We start from the raw sequence: 21,984 nt of genomic DNA, 5'->3' as shown, positions 1-21,984 counted from the left end.
CTTAAGGCTTGATAAGTCAAGATAGCGCTAGGAGAAAAATAATAACGCTTCAACAATACATCATAAAGATAGTGTGGATTTAACAAAGCATACTTAACAGCAGTCAGTAGTAGTGCTATAGTTGAAATCATCTGTCAAAAGGAGCAGCTCATGAGTTACGAACATATTTTATTGGTCACCGACTTGATGTCCGACGCTGATGTGGTCGCCCAAAAGGCCAAACGTATCGTCGAGAATCGTCCGAACGCCAAATTATCGGTATTACATATCGTCAAAGATACTATGGTCGGCTTTGGCTATGAGCTGGTGCCTGCCTCAAGTTTATACGATGAAATCGATGATGAACGCTGCCAAGAAGCACGCGCCAAATTAGCGCAATTTTTGGAGCGTAACGACTTGCACGCGGTCAACTCTGAAGTAACAACCGCCATCTCTAACAGTGAGGGTATCGTCAATTATTGCCATAAGCATGACGTTGATTTATTGGTCATCGGTCGGCATGAGCGCCACGGTATCTCGGCTTGGCTAAGTGGCGCGACGGCAGATAATATCTTGCCAAACGTCCCATGCGACAGCTTAGTGGTGCGACTCGATAAACCTGTTAATAAATAACGCTAAGAACAGACTTAACATAATTCCCAAGTTATTAAAAAAGCTCATTGAGAAAAGCGCACTGTGTGACAGTGCGCTGTTTTATTATCCATCAAAATAGTAGAGACTCTATCCAATACCTCTATGTTTACTACTAAAATCAATCTTCTGTCAAAATATCAATAAAACTCTGCCAAATGGGGCTTTGATGACGCGCTTTATGCCACACCAGCCACCACGTGCGCGCTAAATCAATACCTGCTACTTTCACCTGCACCAGCTCTGCTTTATCCAATTCTGCTTGAATGACATACTGCGATAAGCAGCCAAGCCCAATATCGGCGCTGACCATATGCTTAATGGCTTCTGACTGCTGAATTGCCATGGCAATCTCGGCATGCGGTAGATGCTGCAATAACTGCTCATCGATAATCTGCCGCGTCCCCGAACCCGCCTCTCGTACCAGTAATGGCAGCCTTGCCAATCGTTCAACGCTGAGCTCATAGCATTTTTCTTTATGGTTATAGTCCATGTTTGCCAGCCATTTACTATGAGATTTAGCAAATACCATCAAGGTATCGGTCCGCCAAGCGCGCTGCTCAATCACTTTCATATCTGTCGGGCGCGGCATACCTTCTACAAGCGCAATATCGATATTTAATTGCTCAACCTCGCCGACCACTTCTTGGGTATTGGCAATATACATATCGATATGGGCATCGGGTAGCGCTTCGTACAATTTGGCAAGCAGCGGCGGCAATACATAATTACCGATAGTCGTGCTAGCACCAATATGAATCTGCCCTGCTTGATGCTTATGATAATGCTCAAGCGTTAAAGCTTGTCCCAAAATCGCTTGTGCCTGTATATAGATAGGATGGGCGTTTGGATGCTGATTGAGCCTGCGCCCGACGCGCTCAAATAGCGGCATTTGTAACCGCGCCTCCAGCTCAGTGAGTGCACTGCTGACCGCTGATTGCGATAAATGCAGCTCTTCACTGGCACGGCTGGTGCTGCCAGTTTGATAAATACTGACAAACACCGATAGCTGCTTAAGGGTAATCCTCGGTAGCAGCTGCATAACTTTTTTCATGATTGGATCACCTCTTTCACCGGCCTTTTATCTTTAACTAATTAGGACATGACCTAGCCTACAACAACTTACTAACCTAAAAAATCGATAGCTTATATCTTATTAATCTGTTTTTATTATAAATCGGTTTGTCTTATACTGTCTATTCATAAGCTTATGCTTATTTCGATTATAGATGATAAAAAATAGGATGCGTACGATATGAACGCAGTGGCACAAACCATGAATAATTACTTCCCGCATAATCGTCATGCGATGGGACTTATTGTCGTGCTGATTGGGAGCTTGTTTTGTTTGTGGTTAAATGTCAGCCTAGACACATGGTCAAATGGACGCATTGTTGGTCTGTCATCGTTGACGCTAGCAATTTTACTTGGCATGGTACTTGGCAATACGATTTATCCAAATTTTTCTGATCAATTAAGTGCGGGTGTTGGTTTTGCTAAAGGTCAAATACTGCGCCTTGCCATTATATTTTATGGTTTTAAACTGACTTTAACCCAAGTCGCAAGCGTTGGTATGCCCGCCGTAATGACTGATGCATTGGTATTAACCTCAACGTTTTTACTTACCTATTGGCTCGGTACAAAGTGGCTTAAAGTCGATAAGCAAACGACCTTATTGATCGGCTCAGGGGCAAGTATTTGTGGCGCAGCAGCGGTGATTGCCGCAGAACCCGTGGTCAAAGCCGAAGCGCATAAAGTCACCATTGCCGTTGCCACCGTGGTGGTCTTTGGCACGATTGCCATGCTGCTCTATCCATTTTTATATCAACTTGGCTGGCTACAACCTTGGCTAAACGCTCAGCAATACGGCATATATACCGGTTCAACCATTCATGAAGTGGCACAAGTAGTGGTCGCTGGTAACGCCGTCAGCACCGAGGTTGGCAATACCGCGGTCGTCACAAAAATGATACGAGTGATGATGCTCGCGCCTTTCTTATTGATTTTATCGTTTGCCTTAACCAAAACCGGTAGTGATAATGGCGAAAAGCCGTCTTTCATAAATCGTGTGCAACAAGTGAAAGTCCCTTGGTTTGCCTTTATCTTTATTTTGGTGGTGGTATTGCATACGTGGATACCGATGACGGCAAGCTTTGAGCAGAGCATGGTCATGCTTGATGATGTCTTATTGACGATGGCAATGTTTGCCCTTGGTTTGACCACCCATATGAGTGCCATTAAACAAGCTGGCGTCAAACCATTGATACTTGGGGCGATTATGTTTACTTGGTTAATCGTTGGTGGCGGCTTGATCAATATTGGCATCGCTTCACTGTAAAAAAGCTATTTACGCACCAATAAAACTAAAAATGCCGACGATTATCACTATAATCGTCGGCATTGTTGTTCTAAGACTTTACTATTTATTTATCAAAAGCAATAAACATAAATAATAGGCGAAAAAAAACGAACCCTAAGGCTCGTTTTTTACTCATCTTGCTCTAATTGTCTAGAAAGACGGATTAGATAGCAACGATGTTATGTGCTTGTGGGCCTTTTTGGCCTTGAGTTACAGTGAACTCAACTTCTTGGCCTTCAGCCAAAGTTTTGAAACCTGAACCAGTGATTTCGCTGTAATGAGCAAAAACGTCTGCGCCGTTTTCTGGAGCGATGAAACCAAAGCCTTTAGCTTCGTTGAACCACTTAACTGTACCTTTTTGAACGTCTGACATAGTCATAACCCTGATATTTAATTTATTTTTGGCCTAATTGGCCGATAACGCTTGCAAATAGCTACTGAACGATAAATATTAAAACGAAGGATTATAACTAATACTACGAGGTAATGATTTGGTGCAGAACTGCTCTTAAGCTTGGAGGTATTATAGGTGGCCTAGCGCAGTATCGCAAGCCTTATCTTATCTTTAGTGTAACAAAGCGCAATTATTGGCTATTTTTTGACCTTATTTGCTTTATTTTTAGGTATTTGGCAAAGATTTTAAGCATTTACTCAATATATTTAGGCATTTGGCAAACGGAATAAATATATTGCGACGCTACTACATACCACTGTAACGAGCCATGCTACCCATAGCGTATCGGCTGGCAAGCGATAAAATAACATCGCCGTTGATAGTGTCATCATAATCGTTGCTAACCACTTCGCATATAGCGGTACGGCACGGCGCTCTTCCCAATCACGGACGTATTTACCAAAATATTTGTGATTAATCAGCCAAAAGTGAAAGCGTCGTGAGCTACGCGCCCAGCAACCTGCTGCCAGCAATATAAAAGGCGCGGTCGGTATCACCGGTAATAATGCACCGATAATTCCCAAGACAAAAAATATCCAGCCAAATATCAAAAATGCCCAACGCACCGCTGGGCTATTGTGTTGATTGGTCTTTGGGCGGTAGTAGAAGTGCTTTTTTTGGCTCATAAAGGATGTCGTTGGATAGTGGATATCGTTGGATAGTGTCAGATAATCAGGTTTTGGCCGGCAAATTTATGACAAAGACGGCGGCTTATAGAACTCACTAAGGATGCCGTATGAGGAGATATGCTACAAGACTATTTTTATGAGGGTTTTGCTATCAATCGGTATGTTTGGTTAGTGATTGGGTAAGTACCAATTACAGATAGTGCGCTCTTCTATTAACACGTCGATTGAAAGCGCCTATAAGATTGAAAGCGCTTATAAAAAGCCGTCACAAATGAGAACTGTTATAAAGGACGGTTAACGAGCGTCAGTCATCACCTTTCATTGTCATTCCTGATACGCTTGCATCACCGCTTACAAGTCGTCTATGATGATGCAGTAGCTATCGATAATAGTCATTAGCAGTACGGATTCATGAGCAATACTGATCAAAAATAATGCAGCACCACTCAATCTTGTCGGGGTGCTTTGCTTTTAACCTTGTAACGATTGTTAAAACCATCGCTGAGACACACCCGTGAACCTGAAGCAGTTAGCACTGACGTAGGAAACAAGCATGACAGACCCTAAGCAGTCTATAAATAAGAGAAATCTCTATCTGATTCGCTGATCTGATGGCGTATCTGACTTTGAGATTTTTCCTTTCTTGTTTTGCCTTTTTTGTTTTATTTAAACAGCATCAGTCTGATTGTTTTCTATCATTAAGAAGGAAACAACCATGCAGTCAACCACCAAACTTACTCTGACCCTCGAATGGTTTTTAAACCCTGATCACCTGCCCTTTATCGCGGGTGTGACCACAGGCGCGTATGAGCAAGCAGGGCTAGATATCACCATCATTGAGCCTGATGACCACTATGATGGCTTTGCTGAATTGCAAAATCAAAGCATCGATCTGCATGTGAATGAGCCAATTCATCTGTTTGAGCATTACGCGCCTAATTTGCGTGCGCTTGGCTGTTTTTTTGAGACCGATGGCGGCATATTGATGCAGCAATCCAGCATGGATAAGCTCAAGAACAATCAACCGATTCGCGTTTGTACCCCAGCGGCTGAAGAAAAAACCAATCGCATTGGCTTTGGAGATATTAGCCCGCTATGCCAAGAAAAACGGCTTTAGTATCAGCCGTGATAATGTGACCTTTGTACAAAAAGACTTCTACCATATAAAAAACCTGCAAGAAGACCCAAACCTCGATGGTGCATGGCTGTGCTTTTATAACTTTGAAGGCGTTGAAGCGACGCATGAAGGGTTGGACTTTACGTTTATGGATCAGCATCTGTCACCTTATCCGAACTTTTCGGCGTTAGAAATCCTCACGACTGAGGATATCTATAACGCGAAAAAAGACGCGATAGATACCTTTATCCAAGTGACCAACCAGATGACTGAGCTGTGTAAAAATGATCCAGAGACTGCCCACCATATGTATTACAACTATAGTAAAACTGAGGCGGACGCGCTGATGGATGCCATTATTGATAATACGCTGAGCAGATTGATCACACCAATCACACCTGATGCCAATAAATGGCAAGAACTGCGCGAGATGCTAGCCGAAATCGATATCGTGATGTTGACTGATGAGCAGTACCAGTCGCTGTGGGCGCTGTAGAAGTAAGCTATTTTTGTTACTTTAAATGAGAGCAAAGTTAAACTAATACTAATCAGCTGATGTCCATCTCTATCGGACTTTGGCGAGTGAATTTGAGCGTGATGGGTACGATATCGTCAATAGCAAGGTTGCTTAAAGGCGCGCGTTGTCCGACAGTGAGGTGGTTTATGGTGTTCCTTACGTTAGCGTGTTATTCCTTTAGAAATAATAGACTAATTACTGATGTTAAAAGACCACTGCAACATATTATGTGTACTGTAACTGTCTTTATACATCAGGCAAGCTAAAGAATAAGTTATAAAAATTAAAAGTCAGAAGTAGTTCATCTTCGACAGCTCTATTTGCAAATCGTCAACAAGTTCTAGCTAAAGTTTGTATTTATATGATAATAATTAATAGCAAACCTTTAATGCTATTAACTAAATTTTCTTTTAATATAGTCGTTTATATCGAAAAATTTATTGAATAAGAGTATTCTACTAAAATATCTGTTCATAAAAAATTTAACTATCTTTTCAGATTTAGTATTTTGAAAGTTCTCTAACCGATCTTTGTTCATCCAGTATTTAATAACGTTACAGAAATCTTTTGTATAACCATCTCCATAAAACTCCGAATAGAGCGACTTTTCCCACCAATCTCTATGAGCAACAACCCACCCTTCAAAATCTATCTCTTTATTTAATTTTTTTAGGTTTCCGTGCTTTTCATTAAACTCTGTATTAACAAAATTGAATACCATTTCACAGTACTGTTCATAAATAAGAAATCTTTCATATACCTTATTTTTTTTAATTCTAAAACTACTCTCTTTATCTACATAAAAAAAGCAAAACTCAGACCAGTATTTTGTAAAATTACAGTCCTCTACATATGGATTAGAGATTGATATTTTTTGTAAGTCTGATAATTTCTGTAGAACATTACTTCTTACAGTGGTATTTCTATTTAACCAAAAGGCATAAGCATTAAAAAATAAAGTAATGAGTAACACTCCATCTTTTAAGCCAAATTCATAAGATGGAATGCTTAAAATAAGTTCTTGGAACGAGTTATCTAACATAATATTATGCAACGCTAAAAGGTAATTTTTTACCACTTCTAGGTCTTATATTGTATGCTGGATTTTGTTCATTTTGACTACTTCTAACTACTTTTGGCTTTGCAAGCTCAAAAGCTTCGAGAATAGATAAGTCTTCATTAGAATGTATTGCAGAACTAATCAGAGCTTGGGTAAAATCTCCACCTTGCTCAGACTCTCCAGAAGACTCATCTTCAGAGCAAGCATATAAACTTACTTTTTGCGAAGGACATTGATTTATCCAAGCTAAATATTTATTTCGATGATATCCCATGCTATCGTAAGTTCTACTTTCTACACCAAACTCAAATTTTTCAGTAATACTACGTTCAAAATTAGCACAAGTATCAAAAATACAAATTTGTTTTTCTGAAAACACACCAATGTCCTGCTGAGTAAAGAAATCCTCGTCATCTACATAAAATTTGCGTCCTAGTAAATGACTGTATGAACCATGTCCAGCAAAATAGAACAAGACAAAGTCATTTTCCTCTGATCTTATTTCATTTATTAAATTTTCTATACGAGATTTGAACTTAGTTTCTAGCTTAACTATTTCATTAGATTTCCATTGCCCTCCTCTATCGCTTAGCAAATAGTCATACATTCCTTGAATGTCTTTACTGACGCCCGGTAAGTAGTCATCACCTTCCCCTGCACACCCAATTAATACAGCCTTTATTTTCATAAATTTTCCTTAAAAAACGATTAAAGCATAGTTTAATGACTTTTTATTATTCTTTCTGAAACACTGGCATAACAATATCTGCCTCAGTAGAGAAGACTATATACAACAAAATGTATAATAGCACACAAATATCTAGCTATATTGTAAAACTAAGGGCTATGTAAAGAACTAAGCAGTAGGCAATAAAAAACGCCATCACAATTGTGACAGCGTTCTTTATTACTATAGATATTTACGCTTTTTTTACAACGCTTTAAGCTCCTCCATCTGCCCCGCCATAGCCTTAATCTGACCTTCTAGCTCAGCCAGTTTCGCTTTCTCAGCATCGACCACTTCCGCAGGCGCTTTACTGACAAAGCCTTCATTACCAAGCTTGCGGGCGATACCTTCGGCTTGACCTTTCAGCTTATCATATGACTTGCCCAAACGTGCAAGCTCAGCCGTTGGATCAATCAGTCCTTTCATGGGTACAAGGACGCGCAGCTGACCAATCATACTCGATGATGATAATGGCACATCATCGCCTTCTTTGACGATTTCTAAGCTCTCGACTTTGGCAAGCGCTTTAAACTGATTTTTGATGCGTGATAGGCGCGCATCTTCATCAGCAGAGATATTTTGTAGCAGTACTGGCAAGCGTACCGCATTACCGAGTTTCATCTCACCACGGATATTACGCACGCTGGCGATAAGCTCTTGAAGCCACGCCATATCAGCCTCAGTTTGCTCACTGATTTGCGCAGTATCGGTTTGTGGATAGTCAGCAACGACGATGCTGTCGGTGTTTTTACGACCCAATAGCGGTGCCACCGTCTGCCAGATTTGCTCGGTCAAATACGGCATGATTGGATGGCTAAAGCGTAGCGCGGTCTCAAGCACATGCAGCAGCACATAGCGGATTTGCGCTTTACGCTCGCTTGATACCGAGTCATCATTGAGGCTGGCTTTGGCAAGCTCAACATACCAATCACAGTATTCATTCCAGATAAATTCATAAATATCATGGCTGACCATATCGAGGCGATACTGGGAAAAATGCTGATGGATATTACTAATCGTCGAGTTTAGACGACTCATGATCCATTTTTCTGGTAATTCCCAAACAGCCATGTTGGCCGCTTGGTCAATCGCTTGCGCATTACCCTCTTTATCGACACAATTCATCAGTACAAAGCGGCTGGCGTTCCAGATTTTATTACAGAAGTTACGATAGCCCTCGACACGTTTTAGATCAAAGTTGATATCGCGACCAGTACTGGCAAGGGAGGTAAAGGTAAAGCGCAGCGCATCGGTACCGTAAGCTGGGATACCTTCTGGGAACTCTTTTCGGGTTTGCTTCTCAATCTTTGCCGCGTCTTTTGGATTCATCATATTGCTGGTACGTTTTTCTACCAGCGCTTCCAGATCAATACCATCAATCAAGTCGATAGGATCTAAGACGTTACCTTTAGATTTGGACATTTTCTGACCGTTACCATCACGAACCAGACCATGCACATAAACAGTCTTAAACGGTACTTGCGGCGTGCCGTCTTCGTTTTTCACAAAATGCATAGTCATCATGATCATGCGTGCGACCCAAAAGAAGATAATGTCAAAGCCAGTCACCAACACGCTGGTTGGGTGAAAGGTTTTTAGTACGCGCGGATCAGCGTTCGGGTCTGCCCAGTCAAGCGTACTAAACGTCCACAAACCCGAGCTAAACCAGGTATCAAGCACATCATCGTCTTGGCGCAATTTAACATCGTCGCTTAGATTATATTTAGTGCGAACTTCCGCTTCATCACGGGCAACATAAATCTCGCCATTCGCGTCGTCATACCATGCAGGAATGCGGTGTCCCCACCATAGCTGACGGCTGATACACCAGTCCTGCAAGTCCGTCATCCACGCCATATACATATTTTTATATTGCGCAGGAACGAACTCAATTCGGCCATCTTCTACCGCATCAATCGCGGGTTTGGCAAGCTTACTCACTGCTACGTACCATTGATCGGTCAACCATGGCTCAACAATGGTGCCGCCACGCTCAGCACGTGGGGCTTTGAGTGCGTAGTCTTCGATATCCTCTAGCCAGCCCTGCTCGCCCGCTTGCTCAACAAGGAATTTACGCGCCGCGAAACGCTCAAGTCCTGCATATTCACTTGGCGTGGTTTCTAATGTTGGCTCACGTGTTTGTAGGTCAGGATAAACTTCCATCGCTGGCAAAATGTTAGCGCGCTCATCAAGGATATTAATCAATGGTAAATTATGACGACGACCCAATTCATAATCGTTAAAATCATGGGCTGGGGTAATTTTTACGCAGCCGGTACCAAATTCGATATCAACATAATCATCGGCAACGATAGGAACAATGCGACCAGTGATTGGCAAGGTAATGGTTTTGCCAATCAAATGCGCGTAACGCTCGTCCTTTGGATTGACGGCAACGGCAGTATCACCAAGCAAGGTTTCAGGGCGCGTGGTGGCGACGACCAGATAGTTTTTACCATCTTGGGTCGTTAAGTCTTTATCGGTGAAATGGTAGCGGAAATGCCACAAGCTGCCCTTTTCATCGACGTTTTCAACTTCTAAATCTGATAGCGCGGTTTGAAATTTTGGATCCCAGTTGACCAAACGCTTTCCACGATAAATAAGCCCATCATCATATAGACGAACGAACACTTCTTTGACCGCATTGGATAAACCATCGTCCATGGTAAAGCGCTCTCGCGACCAATCAACCGAGCTACCAAGGCGGCGAATCTGCGTGGTGATATTGCCGCCCGACTCTTCTTTCCACTCCCACACTTTATCGATGAAATCTTCGCGCGTCATATCACGGCGCTTCAAACCTTGCGCCTCCAAACGACGCTCAACGACCATTTGGGTGGCGATACCGGCGTGATCGGTGCCCGGTTGCCAAAGGGTATTATCACCATCCATGCGATGATAACGGGTCAGCGCATCCATGATGGCATTGTTAAAGCCATGACCCATATGCAGTGAACCGGTGACGTTTGGTGGCGGCAAGGCAATAGAAAATGACTCGTCTTTATCAAAACTTGGCTTAAAATAACCGCTATCTTCCCAGCCTTGATACATGCCTGCTTCGACATCGCTTGGATTGTAGGCGTTCTCTAATTGGCTTAAGGCGGCCTGAATCGATTGGGTCAGGTTGGTTTTGGTGTTGCTCTTGGGATAGTCAGGGGTATTAGGAGTACTCATAATAGAATGGTCTTTTATTAAAAATGAAGGTGGTCAAACAAAGTTATCGAAAAATAGGGAAAGTAATTAATAGAGTGATTTTAACGCAGATGGGCAGATTTTGTTAGATGCTAAGGTAATTAATCAGCCTTACAGCGCGTCATTGCGCCACTAACACCAGCAAATACCAATAAACAACCGCAATCAGCTGAACTTCCCACAAAATAAATCCTAGTCGTGTTATAAAATATGGGTCATGCGAGAACTTATATAGCTATCGTATAGCATGATAAATGGCGTCTTTATCCTAAAATAATAATCTGATAAATAGCGAGCCGACCGTGTCTAAAGATGGCGAGCACAACGATAACAATAATAGTAGCAATAGCAGCCACTTTAAAGCTGAAAAAAGAGAGGATGTACGCTCTATAGCTGCTGAAGAAAACAGCGTTGAAGATAAAGTAGAAGGCGATACTGAGGCGCAGAGCGACTCCGATACCGCAGAAAACTTAGAGGACGAAGATTTCTCTGAGGATATTAGCGAAGAAGACAAAGAGACCATCAAAAAAGTCGCCAACGATGATAATTTCAGCCAAGCAAAAAGCTATGCCAGTATCTTGGTTGAGCAGGTGATGGATGCCAGAGAAACCTTTGAGCGCTCGCTTGGCTCGTTATTTACCAGTGCTTTTACCGCAGGGCTTGAGATTGGTATCAGCTTCTTTATGATTTTATCTGCTTTTGCGCTTTTGAGTGGCGTGCTCCCCAGTCATTACGCGATCGTCCTCGCTTCCCTATTTTATCCGATTGGCTTTATTATTGTCGTCATCGGTCAATCACTTTTATTTACCGAACAAACCTCACTGCTGAGCCTGCCCGTTCTCAACAAAATCGAACCCTTACATAAGTTGCTACGCCTTTGGGGCATTGTCATCGCCGGTAACGTCATTGGTGGCTGTTTATTTGCCGCTTTGATGATCGGACTAGGTTTAAATATGCAGCTGTTTAGCGTCAGTGACATCGATGCCTATGCCGAGCATATCTTAGGGTTTAGATGGTGGGTGATATTTGGTAGCGCCATCTTGGCAGGCTGGATGATGGGCGTTACCGCCTGGCTTGTGACCTCGGCGCGCGATACCCTTAGTCGCATTGTTTTAGTGACCTTGATTACGGGCAGTATTGGCTTTTTAGGTTTGCATCATAGTATCGTCGGTAATATCGAGATATTTTCTGCTTTGCTTTATGGCAATACCGTCAGCTTAGCGCGCTATTTGCTATTTTTAGCGGTGATATTGGTTGGCAATACCGTTGGCGGGGTGGTATTTGTCGCGGTACTAAAAAACCGTACCTTCTTGTTTGATATTGCTAAAGTCAAAGAAGAAACTGCCACAGATAAAGCAGATGAAGAAAATAATATAAACAGCCGTATAAATACCCGCCGACCTTATTAACAATAATTAGCAGTAAAATCCTTAAGCTAATTTCCCATGACAGATTTTAAGCATTTAAACCTGTTATGGGATTTTATGAACGAGTGATATATAGTAAATTCCATTTAGAAATGTTATAGGACTGCTAGAATAAATTTTTCGAAGCCTCTGGAGTGCGAAGCACACAGCAAGCGAGGAAAATTTATTCCAGCAGAGCGCTATTTTAAATGAACCACTTTTATATTGAATTGGCTATAGATGCTTAACGTCTGTCTAAATCATTAGCGTTAAAGCATGCGCGCGGCTAATACACTGCTTTCTATTTCAGATTTTCTCAGTTTATTGTGTCGCGCGCTAAATATGCGTACCAAAATCCCTGCCGTTAAGAACATTACCAAGGTATAGATGGCTGGCATCATCGACATATCGTAGTTTGATAATAGTGTCAACGCCATAAATATCGATAAAGTACTGTTTTGGAGCCCGACTTCTAACGTGACCGACGTTCTTTGCGCCAAGTTTAGACCAAACCATTTGCTACTATAATAGCCAAGCGCCATGGTTAAAAGGTTCAATATTATCGACACAGGGCCGGTAGCGATAAAGGCATCGACGATGATATCGCGTTGCACATAGCTCAAAAATAGCACTAAAAATGTTAAAAACAGCACGCCAAAGCGAGACACATAGACTTGTGAGCGATCGGCAACTCTTGGCGCGTAACGCTTAATCAGCATGCCGATACTAATAGGCACAATCGTTAGCAGCACCAAAGTAAGCACCGTTTTTAATACGGGCAATTCAAACGCACTACCGCTGCCCATAAAATAAATCAACGAAAAGCTCAGTACAATTGGAATGGTAAATACCGTGATAACGCTGGCAATTGCGGTCATCGTCACCGACAGCGCCACATCACCTTTGGCCAAATAAGTAAATAAGTTTGAGGTAGTGCCGCCCGGACACAGCACAAGCAGCATAACGCCAACGGCATACTCTGGGCGTAATGGCATGATATTGGCTAAGGCAAAGCCGATGATTGGCAGTAGTATCAGCTGATTGGTCAAGCCTATACCCACAGCCTTGGGGTATTTTAGCACCCGTTTAAAATCATTGGTGACGAGGGTCAAGCCCATGCCCATCATGATTAAAAACAAGCAAATAGGAATAATAACTGAGTTTACTAAAGTAACTAGCGCCAAACTTTCCATAATGACATCCCTGTAAATGTGACCTATTCCTAGATCAACTGCTAATGATTAAGTGATACCTGCTTAGCATTCCTTGCTAAGGCTGGTTAATAGCAGCTAACGCTTAACATCAACGGCCATCACTCATTGTTATACTGAATTGCTGATATATCGATATTACTTTTCACTCACTATAGCTTTCATGAGAGTGCTTATAGCATAAAAGTCAGCAAAACATATAGCGAGTATATAGCGCAAATGTCATACATATTTGCTTTATTCAGCGACTCATCAGTCAAGTGTAAAATGTGGGAATAGAGTAGAAATAGAAAGGGTTTTAGTCAGAGTAAATAAGAGGACTTGCCAGAATGTTTAATATGGTTAGGGTTAAATGACTTTAAAGGATCGAGGCTTTATCAGAATTCTCACAACTATGGACGGCGGTACCATAGGCAATGGCTTCGACCATACTGCCCAACTGATTGACATTACTGACTTCAAAACGCAGGCCATAAATATGATTATAGCCTTTCGCCTGCGCTTGGCTACGCATACGTACGGCGGCTTCACGGCGCGCGCGATCAAGCAAAGTTTCATAAGTGGTAAGATTTTTACCAAAGATACTTAAAACGCGAGCAATGACCATTTTAAAATAATCTTGCGCAATCACCACGCTGCCAAGTACCAATTCACCCTCAGTATGAGCATCCAATTTGGGTACATAAAAGCGCTCGGTCGAGACGACAATATGACCAAGCTCTTTTTCAGCGATTTTTAATTGTGCCAAGTGCTGACGCTCATGCCGTGAGCCAAAAAACCAGCCGACCACAAACAGTACCAGAAGCGGCGCGTAGTTGATGAGCATTTGGGTGAGAGAATTATTCATGGACCGTCTCGAGCGTCAAAAAGCATTGCTGCTTTTTTTACTGGTTAATTAACCAAAAGGATTGAAACGTGGCAAATCATCAGCGGCGACGTTGGGGTTTTGCGGCGCTGCTTGGTCGTGATTTTGCAAACCTGTAGGACCAGAAGGATTGCTGGGCGGTTGATGAGATGACGGCGAAGAGACGGACTGCTGCGGCATGGGCACGGCTTTAACCGCGGTACCATAGACAAACAGCTCAGAAGCGCCTTGGGCAATGCTAGAGGTCGAAAACCGCAGACCTACCACAGCATCAGCACCCAAGGCCTCTGCTTTGATGACCATACGATCGATCGCTTCTTGGCGTGACTCTTCTAACAGCTCGGTATAGGCCGTCAGCTCACCACCAACGATATTTTTTAGCCCAGCAAATAAGTCTTTGCCCACGTGCTTTGAGCGCACAGTACTACCGTAAACAACGTCCAAGCGCTCGGTAATCTGGTAGTTGGGTAAGTGCTCAAGGTTGGAAAGTTGCACAGTCATGCTACAGCCTTATCAGTGACTTATATGGGTTCAATGAATATGTATGGTTTCACTGAATAATAAACAATCAATATTGTTGAAACAAACCATCCTAGTCATTGGTATGAAACAATAAAAACAGCTCGGTTAAATTGCCTTCGATGCTATTGGCCATTTGCGCCATTTTATCTTCATCAGCGCGCATTTCGGCAAGCTCAGGATCTTCATCATCGATACCGCTTAGCACAATCATCGGTAAGGTTAAGACCGCCACATCTTCTGCCGTTTCTTCATCTTCAAACCAGTCACTGGCTTCATCGCCATACATCGCATCGACAAAACCAATCGACCAAGCAACAATATCAGACTCTTCTGAAAAATCGACCGCCACTTCTTCATCACCCGCATCTTCACCAAAGGGTAGCTCGATCGGCGTCTCGTTTTTTAGCTCAGCCATAATCGAGTCGCGCCAGCGCTGAATACCGTCAATCACATTTGCAGGAATGTCACTGACGTGACCTTCAAATAGCGCATCTAGCCAATTTGGCAACGGACGACCAATAACTGTCGCGGTCAAAAAACCATGGGTGGCAACACTATCAAGCACGAACTGGCTCTCATCATTGTCCAAATAGTCTAATAATTCATCGAAACTGAGTGGGTTATTCATAGCAGGGAGTCCTTGGCGGCTAGATTACGGCGTACGCCATACATGAGTATGGCAACATAAAAAGAGCTGATTGCAGCATCATTTTTAACAATTTAATATTATTAAAAACCTCTGACAATCAGCTTAGCACAATATACTTAACATGATGATTGCTTATCTGTGTAACCAGTTAACAACTTTCGGCTAACACATAGCCATTATCTCTACTTTTCCTGATTATCAAGCGGCAAACTTAAAACAGAAATAACGGGTTAAATATCGTCATCATCCCAGTCATCGCCATCTTCATCAAAATTATCGATGTCATCAAGATCGTCTTTGAGCTCTTTTTCTAGACGTTTTTCTTCTAGTAGGTTATCAATCAAACGGCGTTTCTCAAGGCTGCTTAAGCGCGTACGCACACTGGTTTCGGCCTCTTCCACCATCTTGGCGTCGTCATCATCGACAAAATCGTCATCAAAATCGTCATCAATATCAGCGTCACTCATGACAAACTCCTATCGTTTTTCGGCAAAGGTATTAAAAATACATAAATATATATATGCCTTATAAAGTCTCTCCCAAGCGTTGTCAATCCTTTTTATCACTATGACAACGTTATGCTCAAAGCTAATAAGCGCACAAGCATTTATCTTACAGGCAATTGTATAGATTCACTGACGTCTAAAGTGACAAATTTACCCCTGCTCTTCTGTCTCTTCAATCATCAATACCGCATTACGTACATCAGCCAGCCGCTGAATCATGGCATCATTACCGCCATCGAATATCGCACATTCGCGCTCATAAACGGTCGTTGGGCGCATGACGCTTTGGAGCTGCACATGATGATTGATTTGTTTAATGCCCGCATTTGGTAGCAAAATAAGCATCTGCTCTTTTTTACCGACGCTCTCTAATAAATGACTCATCGCCTCAACTTGCGCATTGTCACTGACACCCGCTTTCGCTGGTAAGGCAAATCTAGATAGCTCGATATGCTTATCGTGGATAATTTTATTGAGCATGAGATACAGCTTAGCGAGCATCACCCCTGCCAATGCTACTTTGGCATGGCTATTATCTGCCTTTAGCATCACATAAGCGCCGCTTTCATCAAAGTGTGGCTCATTAATCGCGCTCACCCCAAGCAATAATGGCTGCTTCAGTAATTCGGTCACCGCTTGATTTAATAACTGCGTACATAATGCCAAATAAGGCAGGCGCTGCGACGGCGCTAAGCGCTCGAGCATATTGAACTCATCATGAAAGACTATCTGGACGCTGACACTATCAAATGGCCGGTTGGCAGACAGCCGAGCCATACCATTAGAGCCATTAGAGCCATTAGAGCCATTAGGCTTATGGCTGTCATGATTGTTATCTTTGCCAGCAGTCACTTGGTCTTTTAGATTGTCCGCCCCATCGTTACTCATAGCATGTGCAGTGGTGTCATGCGTCGCATCAAGCTCAAGATTTTGACCTTGCTGCCCTCTAACGTATTGATTGACCGCACTATGAATATCGAGTTTACGCGGTAGGTCTGATTTATCAGCATTTGGATTGTGGCTGGTAGCCGCGGCATTGGCGGCTGCACTAGCGGATTCTGTTGACACACCTTCTGTTTCATCGCCACGCTCAAGGTTGCGCTCATAACCGCGCGCAAATTCGCGCTGATCAATCTGTCTGTACTGCTCGCGATGCAAATCTTGAATAGCGCGGCTTAGCGCATTGATTTGCTCTTTGGTTGGGCGCGCAATATAACCATAAATCAGCCATAGCAATAAATGCAGCAGCATCGAGCCAATCACAAACGGCCACTGCATGGCAATAATCTCACCCTTGCTAATGTCTTTGAGCGTCAAGGCCACGCTACCGATGACTGCATCGCCTTTGGTGGCAATTTGGCTAATGGTATCGCCTTGCTGCATCGGTGCATTACCGACTGGCACCAAGACATCACCATTATTGTCTTTAATCAAAATGCGCGTGACGTCCTGCTCGCTGGTATAACGATTGGCTATGACGCTAAGGCTGACGCGGTCTTTATTTTCTAAAGATAAGCGCGCTTCATCGATGAGCTGAGCGACCATTTGCTCGCCCTTTTGGGCACGGCTATTGCTCAGCTGCTGATCGGTACTGATGACCAATAATAGGGTCTGCAAACAAAAACTAACCAGAAGAATAATGGCAAACAACCCTTGCCGCGGCGCTAAATACGTCATGATATGGTAAACTTTTTTGGATAAATGGAAGTAAAAAAACGAGGCTAAGGCTCATTTTCTAGAAGTGTATGCCGCTCTTAATTTGTCTATTTGTTTTTTGCTTAATTTACTAGCGCCGCCACTCAATCAATCAATAGTATTGCAGTATTTAAACGCATAGCACTTAAACAAATAGCACCTAAACAGATGACACTGAAACCAATGCTATTGATAAGACCTTGCCATCGTACAGCAGTTTTGTTGTGCAATTATGTTTGGTTCATACATTTACCGACAAATCGAGCGCTTATTTTCTCTACTATATCATCATAGTAAGGGTTATGGCGTTAGCGAATCGCATAAATTTATTGTAAGAATTTTCTTCTATGCGGCGGCGCTTTTTAGGCCTGTTAATTGGGTATGCTAAGCGTTTTTATCAGACTGTGAGACTTTGTACCTCATCTATAGGCGCTGCCTACTAAAGCTGCTATTATTCCCAATCTTATATCAGCATACAAGGGACAATTGAGCGATGCAAAAAAATACATCTTACTCGTTACCAAAAGACAGCAAAGCTTGGCAACAAGCGGTCGATTCTGTAGCCTCATTATTGCCTGAAGGCACAAATCTACATGATTTTGATGCGCTACAATCCTTGCCCGTGTTTGCCTTGATTGTGGTATTGCCGACGCATGTATCTTCGCTCGATATTCATCAATATGTGCAGTCTTGGGTCGATGAGCAGCCAAACTGGCACTTGGTCACTGTCGCAGAAGACGCCGACGCCAATTTTGTCGATATTGAGATTGCTGATATAGATACCACGCAGCCATTTGCCAAGCGCTCGTTTATTGATGTGCAAGTGTTCCGCTATCTGCTGGTGCCCGTCACCGATACTCTCATGCACCCTGCTAAAAAGACAGCAGCGGCGCACATTATCGATGACCAATTGACCACCCGTCTGCGCCACGAATTAATTGAAGACTATAAAAACTCGCAAACTGCCATAGGTAGCGAGCATTTAGATGTGGTCGACTGTCATATCTTGTCGGTCGGTCATATGCTACGTACCCATAAGCTGGCCTGTTTTGATATGGATTCGACCTTGATTGAGCAAGAAGTCATCGTTGAGCTGGCAAAAACTGCAGGGATTGGCGAGCAAGTTGCAGCCATTACCGAAGCGGCGATGCGCGGTGAGATGGATTTTGATGAATCCTTTGCACAGCGCGTGGCCTTATTAAAAGGCATATCGACCGATGTGCTCGATGATATTTGTAGCCGTTTAACCTTATCAACAGGCGCGCTGACCACTATCAGCGCCCTTAAAGCTCTGGGTTATCATACGGTCTTGGTCTCAGGCGGCTTTACCTATTTTGCCCGTTATATCGCTGAGCAACTAGGCATCGATGAAGTGCACGCCAATGCGCTAGATATCGAAGACGGCGAAGTGACCGGTCATGTGCAACTGCCGATTATTAATGGCGCCAAAAAAGCGGCGATTGCTGAACATACCGCCGAGCGCTTGGGTATTGATATGTCGCAAGTGGTTTGCGTCGGCGATGGTGCCAATGACTTACCGATGATGGCGCTAGCGGATTTGGGCGTGGCGTTTAATGCCAAACCCATCGTTCAAGCGCGTGCGGACGCTGCCGTCAATGTCACAGGGCTTGAAGGCGTGCTTTATGCGCTTGGCTATCCAGCCTTTGCCCGTACTAAATAACGCTTAACCATTCTAAAAAATTAGCTAGGTTAAGGATTTGTCTTTAGCCTAGCTTTTATGGTTGAAGCTTTTTTATATCTACATCTCTTTTACCCTATTCATCTTACTTTCATCTTGTTAAATAAAAAAGGACTGTCCATGACGGCATCACAATCACCGCGGCCAGATGCGCCGTCATCCTCTCATCATCTAGATAATGCGCCTTTAACTCAAGAAAGCACCCCTATTTATAATGACAGTCCAAAGCAGCTATTTGGCGTCTATGCCAAAGGCATTGCGATGGGTGCAGCAGACATTGTACCCGGTGTTTCTGGCGGTACGATTGCTCTAATTGCAGGGATTTACGAGCGCTTGATTAATGCTTTGAGTAGCGTCGGTCCTCATCTTTGGCAAATATTTCGTCAACAAGGCGGGCTTAAAGGCTTGGTCGCCGTATGGAAGCAAGTCGATGCCACTTTTTTGGTGTGCTTGCTACTTGGTATCGCCACCAGTTTTGCTACGTTAGCTGGATTTATTAAGCATTTACTCGACCATCAGCCTTTACTGATTTGGTCGTTCTTTTTTGGTTTGGTGGTGGCAACAGTCTTTATCTTATTGACTGAGATTACCCGCTGGAATATAGGACGGGTGGTATTGTTTTTGCTAGGGGCTGGTAGCGCGGTTGTCATCAGTAGCTTGCCGTTATTGACCACCGCGCCAAGCTTACCTTATTTGTTCCTTGCAGGTGCGATTGCCATCTGTGCGATGATATTACCCGGTATCTCAGGCTCATTTATATTATTGTTGATGGGCGCTTATGACACCGTACTCGAAGCGGTGCATACGCTAAACTTTAGTATTATTTTTACCGTCATAGCTGGCATGGCAACGGGATTATTATTATTTACGCGTATGCTCAAATGGTTGCTATCACGCTATTATCAAGCAACCCTTGCTTTGCTGACAGGCTTTATCGCCGGCTCGCTGGTGAAAGTATGGCCATGGAAAACCGATGCGCTCGGTACGTTAAATAGCGATGCCATCAACAATGTCATGCCATGGCAGTATCCTACTGGTGCTCATTGGCTAACTACGTTAGGCTTGATGCTGTTAGGAGCCGTGTTGGTAACCGCTCTATCATGGTGGGGGCGCCGCGGCGTTCGTCCTTAAAGTTAAATGGACCTCAAAAAACACTTTGATTCCAAAAAAGCGCCCATGATTGTGGCGCTTTTTTTGCTGGTAATTTTCTTGGCAATAATGGCAGAATTTGCACAGTATTTCCTTAATATCGTTTAAAAAAATCAAACGTCAGCTGTTGTCGCAAAGTCGTCGCTAGCCTCTTTAGCTTTAGCTCGCAAACTTCCATAATGACCCTGTTGGAATTCACCTGATAAAGAGCGAGATGAACAATGTTATTAACCATATTTTCTACTTTTGCCAGTGAGACATGGGGCGCAGGTGCCATATTGGGTACTGGACTGCTAATGGGCTTGGTCCTTGCGCTGGCTTTATCAGCGCAGCGTTGGTTACTGTGGTATCTGTTTGGTGGCATGGCGTATTGGTTGGCGGTTGAAGCCATTTATAGCTTATTAAGTTATTGGTCGGTACTATCAGAATGGCACAATTATGTGGTCGCGATGGGTATTAGCTGGTTGCCTTTGATAGGTTGGGTACTCTATAGAGCTTTGCGTTACGAAGACGTCAGCCGCACTGTACATCAGCAGCGCGAGCTACAAGCCGCCCGCTATATTGAACACACGCCCGTTTATGATGATGACTATCAACCGCGCTTTTACTAATTCAGTCATTTACTAAGCTTGTCCCTATCATACGGCTGTCATCGAATGTTACAAGATACTTAAGGCACTCTACGTAAACCCTAAAGAATGGAAACTTATTATCTGTTCAATCGTTTATAATCTAATTATATATTTGTCATAAAAATTGTTATAAAGTACGCATTATTTTGCGTTTCATTTCTCATTCTTTAGGTTGTTTAGGAGTTCGATTATGTTTACTGTTCCTGTATTAGATATTAAGTCTGACCCATTAGATGTGTTATTAGCGGTGATTGGTTATCGTTTATCGATGCTCGCTGATAGCGAAGATGAAGACGTTAAAGCGCTGTTTGCTGATCGCAAAGTCACTATCGAGCTTGCCAGCACTGACGCTGATATTGCGCGTTACTATAGCTTTGATAATGGTCAATTTAGTCAACATAGCGGTCATGCCAAAGACGCTGATTTGACGATTAATTTTAAAGACTCGATGACTGGCGTTAAGCTATTGACCAAAGGCAGCCTGCCCGCTTTTATGACTGCCGTGCAAGAAGGCAATTTGAGCATCGAGGGCGACTATAGCCTCATGATGTGGTTCAATAAGCTTGCCAAACATATCGTGCCAGCGGTGCCAGAACAGTACAAACCTTATATTCAACAAGCCAAGCCTTACGCCTATAAAGCGCAGCAGTTTGCCAATCATTGGATCGGCGTTGCTAAGCACAAGTTGGGTAAATAATTGCGTCACCTAATTAAGTAGCTGACTAACCTTTAACGAGCTACTTAGCACTATTCTGATTTTCTAAAAAGGTTGCGGTATACTATACGGCAACCTTTTTTTATTGCCTAAATTATTTTGTCTACACTTTAACAAAGGCATAAACCCAAGGTTACTCAATTTTTCTTAATTTAACTAATCGCTATTAATTTCTTAGATTAACAAATGAAGTGCAATACCAAATGTGAGGTGAAAAAAAGACCTAGATGCGCTAGCATCAAAGTTTTTA

21 protein-coding genes and 1 riboswitch are annotated in these 21,984 nt (G+C 43.0%); of the genes, 9 read left to right on the top strand and 12 right to left on the bottom strand.

Going from position 1 to position 21,984, the window contains the following annotated elements; translation table 11 throughout:
* Window positions 1–150 precede the first annotated feature (150 nt).
* A complete protein-coding gene (locus tag FOR85_RS09995) occupies window positions 151–612 on the top strand; it encodes a universal stress protein (protein WP_068403584.1) in 462 nt (153 codons plus the stop codon).
* A gap of 139 nt (window positions 613–751) precedes the next feature.
* On the opposite strand, the gene FOR85_RS09990 is transcribed toward FOR85_RS09995, so the two are convergent.
* A complete protein-coding gene (locus tag FOR85_RS09990; protein ID WP_144297813.1) occupies window positions 752–1,684 on the bottom strand; it encodes a LysR substrate-binding domain-containing protein in 933 nt (310 codons plus the stop codon).
* A 201-nt stretch (window positions 1,685–1,885) separates the two neighbouring features.
* Here FOR85_RS09990 and FOR85_RS09985 point away from each other — a divergent pair, with 201 nt between their 5' ends.
* Window positions 1,886–2,968, top strand: coding sequence for a YeiH family protein (locus tag FOR85_RS09985; protein ID WP_144297812.1), 1,083 nt, complete (start codon window positions 1,886–1,888; stop codon window positions 2,966–2,968).
* A gap of 184 nt (window positions 2,969–3,152) precedes the next feature.
* Here the strand turns inward: FOR85_RS09985 and FOR85_RS09980 are convergent, their stop codons facing one another.
* Window positions 3,153–3,362 carry a cold-shock protein gene (locus FOR85_RS09980; RefSeq protein WP_068403593.1) on the bottom strand — a complete coding sequence of 70 codons (210 nt, stop codon included), beginning with the start codon at window positions 3,360–3,362 and terminating at the stop codon, window positions 3,153–3,155.
* Window positions 3,363–3,649: 287 nt separating this feature from the next.
* Window positions 3,650–4,069 (bottom strand): YbaN family protein, encoded by a 420-nt coding sequence (locus FOR85_RS09975; RefSeq protein WP_144297811.1) that lies wholly within the window; start codon window positions 4,067–4,069, stop codon window positions 3,650–3,652.
* A 449-nt stretch (window positions 4,070–4,518) separates the two neighbouring features.
* A riboswitch (TPP riboswitch) is annotated at window positions 4,519–4,636 on the top strand.
* Between the two features lie 151 nt (window positions 4,637–4,787).
* Here FOR85_RS09975 and FOR85_RS09970 point away from each other — a divergent pair.
* Together FOR85_RS09970 and FOR85_RS09965 are read left to right on the top strand one after the other, a co-directional pair.
* Window positions 4,788–5,189 carry an ABC transporter substrate-binding protein gene (locus FOR85_RS09970; RefSeq protein ID WP_144297810.1) on the top strand — a complete coding sequence of 134 codons (402 nt, stop codon included), beginning with the start codon at window positions 4,788–4,790 and terminating at the stop codon, window positions 5,187–5,189.
* Window positions 5,149–5,685 (top strand): ABC transporter substrate-binding protein, encoded by a 537-nt coding sequence (locus FOR85_RS09965; protein ID WP_190295543.1) that lies wholly within the window; start codon window positions 5,149–5,151, stop codon window positions 5,683–5,685. Before FOR85_RS09970 ends, FOR85_RS09965 begins: the two co-directional genes overlap by 41 nt.
* Before the next feature lie 415 nt (window positions 5,686–6,100).
* On the opposite strand, the gene FOR85_RS09960 is transcribed toward FOR85_RS09965, so the two are convergent.
* The 3 genes from FOR85_RS09960 to FOR85_RS09950 all read right to left on the bottom strand — a co-directional run bounded on the left by FOR85_RS09960 (window position 6,101) and on the right by FOR85_RS09950 (window position 10,667).
* Complete coding sequence (locus FOR85_RS09960; protein ID WP_144297808.1) at window positions 6,101–6,748, bottom strand: hypothetical protein; 648 nt, start codon at window positions 6,746–6,748, stop codon at window positions 6,101–6,103.
* Between the two features lie 4 nt (window positions 6,749–6,752).
* Window positions 6,753–7,454 carry a caspase family protein gene (locus tag FOR85_RS09955; protein WP_144297807.1) on the bottom strand — a complete coding sequence of 234 codons (702 nt, stop codon included), beginning with the start codon at window positions 7,452–7,454 and terminating at the stop codon, window positions 6,753–6,755.
* A gap of 243 nt (window positions 7,455–7,697) precedes the next feature.
* On the bottom strand, window positions 7,698–10,667 hold the full coding sequence (locus FOR85_RS09950) for a valine--tRNA ligase (RefSeq protein WP_144297806.1): 2,970 nt from the start codon (window positions 10,665–10,667) through the stop codon (window positions 7,698–7,700).
* Between the two features lie 320 nt (window positions 10,668–10,987).
* On the opposite strand from FOR85_RS09950, the gene FOR85_RS09945 reads away from it, so the two are divergent.
* A complete protein-coding gene (locus FOR85_RS09945) occupies window positions 10,988–12,094 on the top strand; it encodes a formate/nitrite transporter family protein (protein WP_144297805.1) in 1,107 nt (368 codons plus the stop codon).
* A 266-nt stretch (window positions 12,095–12,360) separates the two neighbouring features.
* Here FOR85_RS09945 and FOR85_RS09940 read toward each other — a convergent pair whose 3' ends face one another.
* The 6 genes from FOR85_RS09940 to FOR85_RS09915 all read right to left on the bottom strand — a co-directional run bounded on the left by FOR85_RS09940 (window position 12,361) and on the right by FOR85_RS09915 (window position 17,521).
* Entirely contained in the window at window positions 12,361–13,284 is a 924-nt protein-coding gene (locus FOR85_RS09940; RefSeq protein WP_144297804.1) for a bile acid:sodium symporter family protein, read from the bottom strand.
* Between the two features lie 376 nt (window positions 13,285–13,660).
* On the bottom strand, window positions 13,661–14,149 hold the full coding sequence (locus FOR85_RS09935; protein WP_102077720.1) for a YbjQ family protein: 489 nt from the start codon (window positions 14,147–14,149) through the stop codon (window positions 13,661–13,663).
* A gap of 48 nt (window positions 14,150–14,197) precedes the next feature.
* Window positions 14,198–14,668 carry a YbjQ family protein gene (locus tag FOR85_RS09930; protein WP_144297803.1) on the bottom strand — a complete coding sequence of 157 codons (471 nt, stop codon included), beginning with the start codon at window positions 14,666–14,668 and terminating at the stop codon, window positions 14,198–14,200.
* A 91-nt stretch (window positions 14,669–14,759) separates the two neighbouring features.
* A complete protein-coding gene (locus FOR85_RS09925) occupies window positions 14,760–15,317 on the bottom strand; it encodes a UPF0149 family protein (protein WP_068403615.1) in 558 nt (185 codons plus the stop codon).
* Between the two features lie 251 nt (window positions 15,318–15,568).
* Window positions 15,569–15,805 carry a PA3496 family putative envelope integrity protein gene (locus tag FOR85_RS09920; RefSeq protein WP_068403618.1) on the bottom strand — a complete coding sequence of 79 codons (237 nt, stop codon included), beginning with the start codon at window positions 15,803–15,805 and terminating at the stop codon, window positions 15,569–15,571.
* A 189-nt stretch (window positions 15,806–15,994) separates the two neighbouring features.
* Window positions 15,995–17,521 (bottom strand): hypothetical protein, encoded by a 1,527-nt coding sequence (locus FOR85_RS09915; RefSeq protein WP_144297802.1) that lies wholly within the window; start codon window positions 17,519–17,521, stop codon window positions 15,995–15,997.
* 511 nt (window positions 17,522–18,032) lie between these two features.
* Between FOR85_RS09915 and serB the strand changes: the two genes are divergently transcribed.
* The 4 genes from serB to FOR85_RS09895 all read left to right on the top strand — a co-directional run bounded on the left by serB (window position 18,033) and on the right by FOR85_RS09895 (window position 21,716).
* Window positions 18,033–19,220 (top strand): phosphoserine phosphatase SerB, encoded by a 1,188-nt coding sequence (gene serB, locus FOR85_RS09910; protein WP_144297801.1) that lies wholly within the window; start codon window positions 18,033–18,035, stop codon window positions 19,218–19,220.
* A gap of 138 nt (window positions 19,221–19,358) precedes the next feature.
* A complete protein-coding gene (locus FOR85_RS09905; protein WP_144297800.1) occupies window positions 19,359–20,369 on the top strand; it encodes a DUF368 domain-containing protein in 1,011 nt (336 codons plus the stop codon).
* Between the two features lie 239 nt (window positions 20,370–20,608).
* Window positions 20,609–20,998: an AciT family ciprofloxacin tolerance protein gene (gene aciT, locus FOR85_RS09900; protein WP_144297799.1), complete on the top strand. Its 390-nt coding sequence runs from the start codon at window positions 20,609–20,611 to the stop codon at window positions 20,996–20,998.
* A gap of 211 nt (window positions 20,999–21,209) precedes the next feature.
* Window positions 21,210–21,716: an SCP2 sterol-binding domain-containing protein gene (locus tag FOR85_RS09895; RefSeq protein WP_068403625.1), complete on the top strand. Its 507-nt coding sequence runs from the start codon at window positions 21,210–21,212 to the stop codon at window positions 21,714–21,716.
* The last annotated feature ends 268 nt before the right edge of the window (window positions 21,717–21,984 follow it).

The organism is Psychrobacter sp. YGAH215 (genome assembly GCF_007280595.1).
Lineage (GTDB): Bacteria > Pseudomonadota > Gammaproteobacteria > Pseudomonadales > Moraxellaceae > Psychrobacter > Psychrobacter faecalis.
The sequence above is the reverse complement of the archived record's forward strand: the minus strand, read 5'-3'. Positions and strand labels throughout refer to the sequence as shown.

What these genes read in the sequence shown, in the direction of transcription:
- FOR85_RS09985 (WP_144297812.1), top strand. Translation starts at nt 1,886, where the DNA reads ATGAACGCAGTGGCACAAACCATGAATAATTACTTCCCGCATAATCGT.
- FOR85_RS09995 (WP_068403584.1), top strand. Translation starts at nt 151, where the DNA reads ATGAGTTACGAACATATTTTATTGGTCACCGACTTGATGTCCGACGCT.
- FOR85_RS09980 (WP_068403593.1), bottom strand. Translation starts at nt 3,362, where the DNA reads ATGTCAGACGTTCAAAAAGGTACAGTTAAGTGGTTCAACGAAGCTAAA.
- FOR85_RS09970 (WP_144297810.1), top strand. Translation starts at nt 4,788, where the DNA reads ATGCAGTCAACCACCAAACTTACTCTGACCCTCGAATGGTTTTTAAAC.
- FOR85_RS09940 (WP_144297804.1), bottom strand. Translation starts at nt 13,284, where the DNA reads ATGGAAAGTTTGGCGCTAGTTACTTTAGTAAACTCAGTTATTATTCCT.
- FOR85_RS09935 (WP_102077720.1), bottom strand. Translation starts at nt 14,149, where the DNA reads ATGAATAATTCTCTCACCCAAATGCTCATCAACTACGCGCCGCTTCTG.
- FOR85_RS09925 (WP_068403615.1), bottom strand. Translation starts at nt 15,317, where the DNA reads ATGAATAACCCACTCAGTTTCGATGAATTATTAGACTATTTGGACAAT.
- FOR85_RS09975 (WP_144297811.1), bottom strand. Translation starts at nt 4,069, where the DNA reads ATGAGCCAAAAAAAGCACTTCTACTACCGCCCAAAGACCAATCAACAC.
- FOR85_RS09895 (WP_068403625.1), top strand. Translation starts at nt 21,210, where the DNA reads ATGTTTACTGTTCCTGTATTAGATATTAAGTCTGACCCATTAGATGTG.
- FOR85_RS09955 (WP_144297807.1), bottom strand. Translation starts at nt 7,454, where the DNA reads ATGAAAATAAAGGCTGTATTAATTGGGTGTGCAGGGGAAGGTGATGAC.
- FOR85_RS09930 (WP_144297803.1), bottom strand. Translation starts at nt 14,668, where the DNA reads ATGACTGTGCAACTTTCCAACCTTGAGCACTTACCCAACTACCAGATT.
- FOR85_RS09990 (WP_144297813.1), bottom strand. Translation starts at nt 1,684, where the DNA reads ATGAAAAAAGTTATGCAGCTGCTACCGAGGATTACCCTTAAGCAGCTA.
- FOR85_RS09960 (WP_144297808.1), bottom strand. Translation starts at nt 6,748, where the DNA reads ATGTTAGATAACTCGTTCCAAGAACTTATTTTAAGCATTCCATCTTAT.
- aciT (WP_144297799.1), top strand. Translation starts at nt 20,609, where the DNA reads ATGTTATTAACCATATTTTCTACTTTTGCCAGTGAGACATGGGGCGCA.
- FOR85_RS09920 (WP_068403618.1), bottom strand. Translation starts at nt 15,805, where the DNA reads ATGAGTGACGCTGATATTGATGACGATTTTGATGACGATTTTGTCGAT.
- FOR85_RS09950 (WP_144297806.1), bottom strand. Translation starts at nt 10,667, where the DNA reads ATGAGTACTCCTAATACCCCTGACTATCCCAAGAGCAACACCAAAACC.
- FOR85_RS09905 (WP_144297800.1), top strand. Translation starts at nt 19,359, where the DNA reads ATGACGGCATCACAATCACCGCGGCCAGATGCGCCGTCATCCTCTCAT.
- serB (WP_144297801.1), top strand. Translation starts at nt 18,033, where the DNA reads ATGCAAAAAAATACATCTTACTCGTTACCAAAAGACAGCAAAGCTTGG.
- FOR85_RS09915 (WP_144297802.1), bottom strand. Translation starts at nt 17,521, where the DNA reads ATGACGTATTTAGCGCCGCGGCAAGGGTTGTTTGCCATTATTCTTCTG.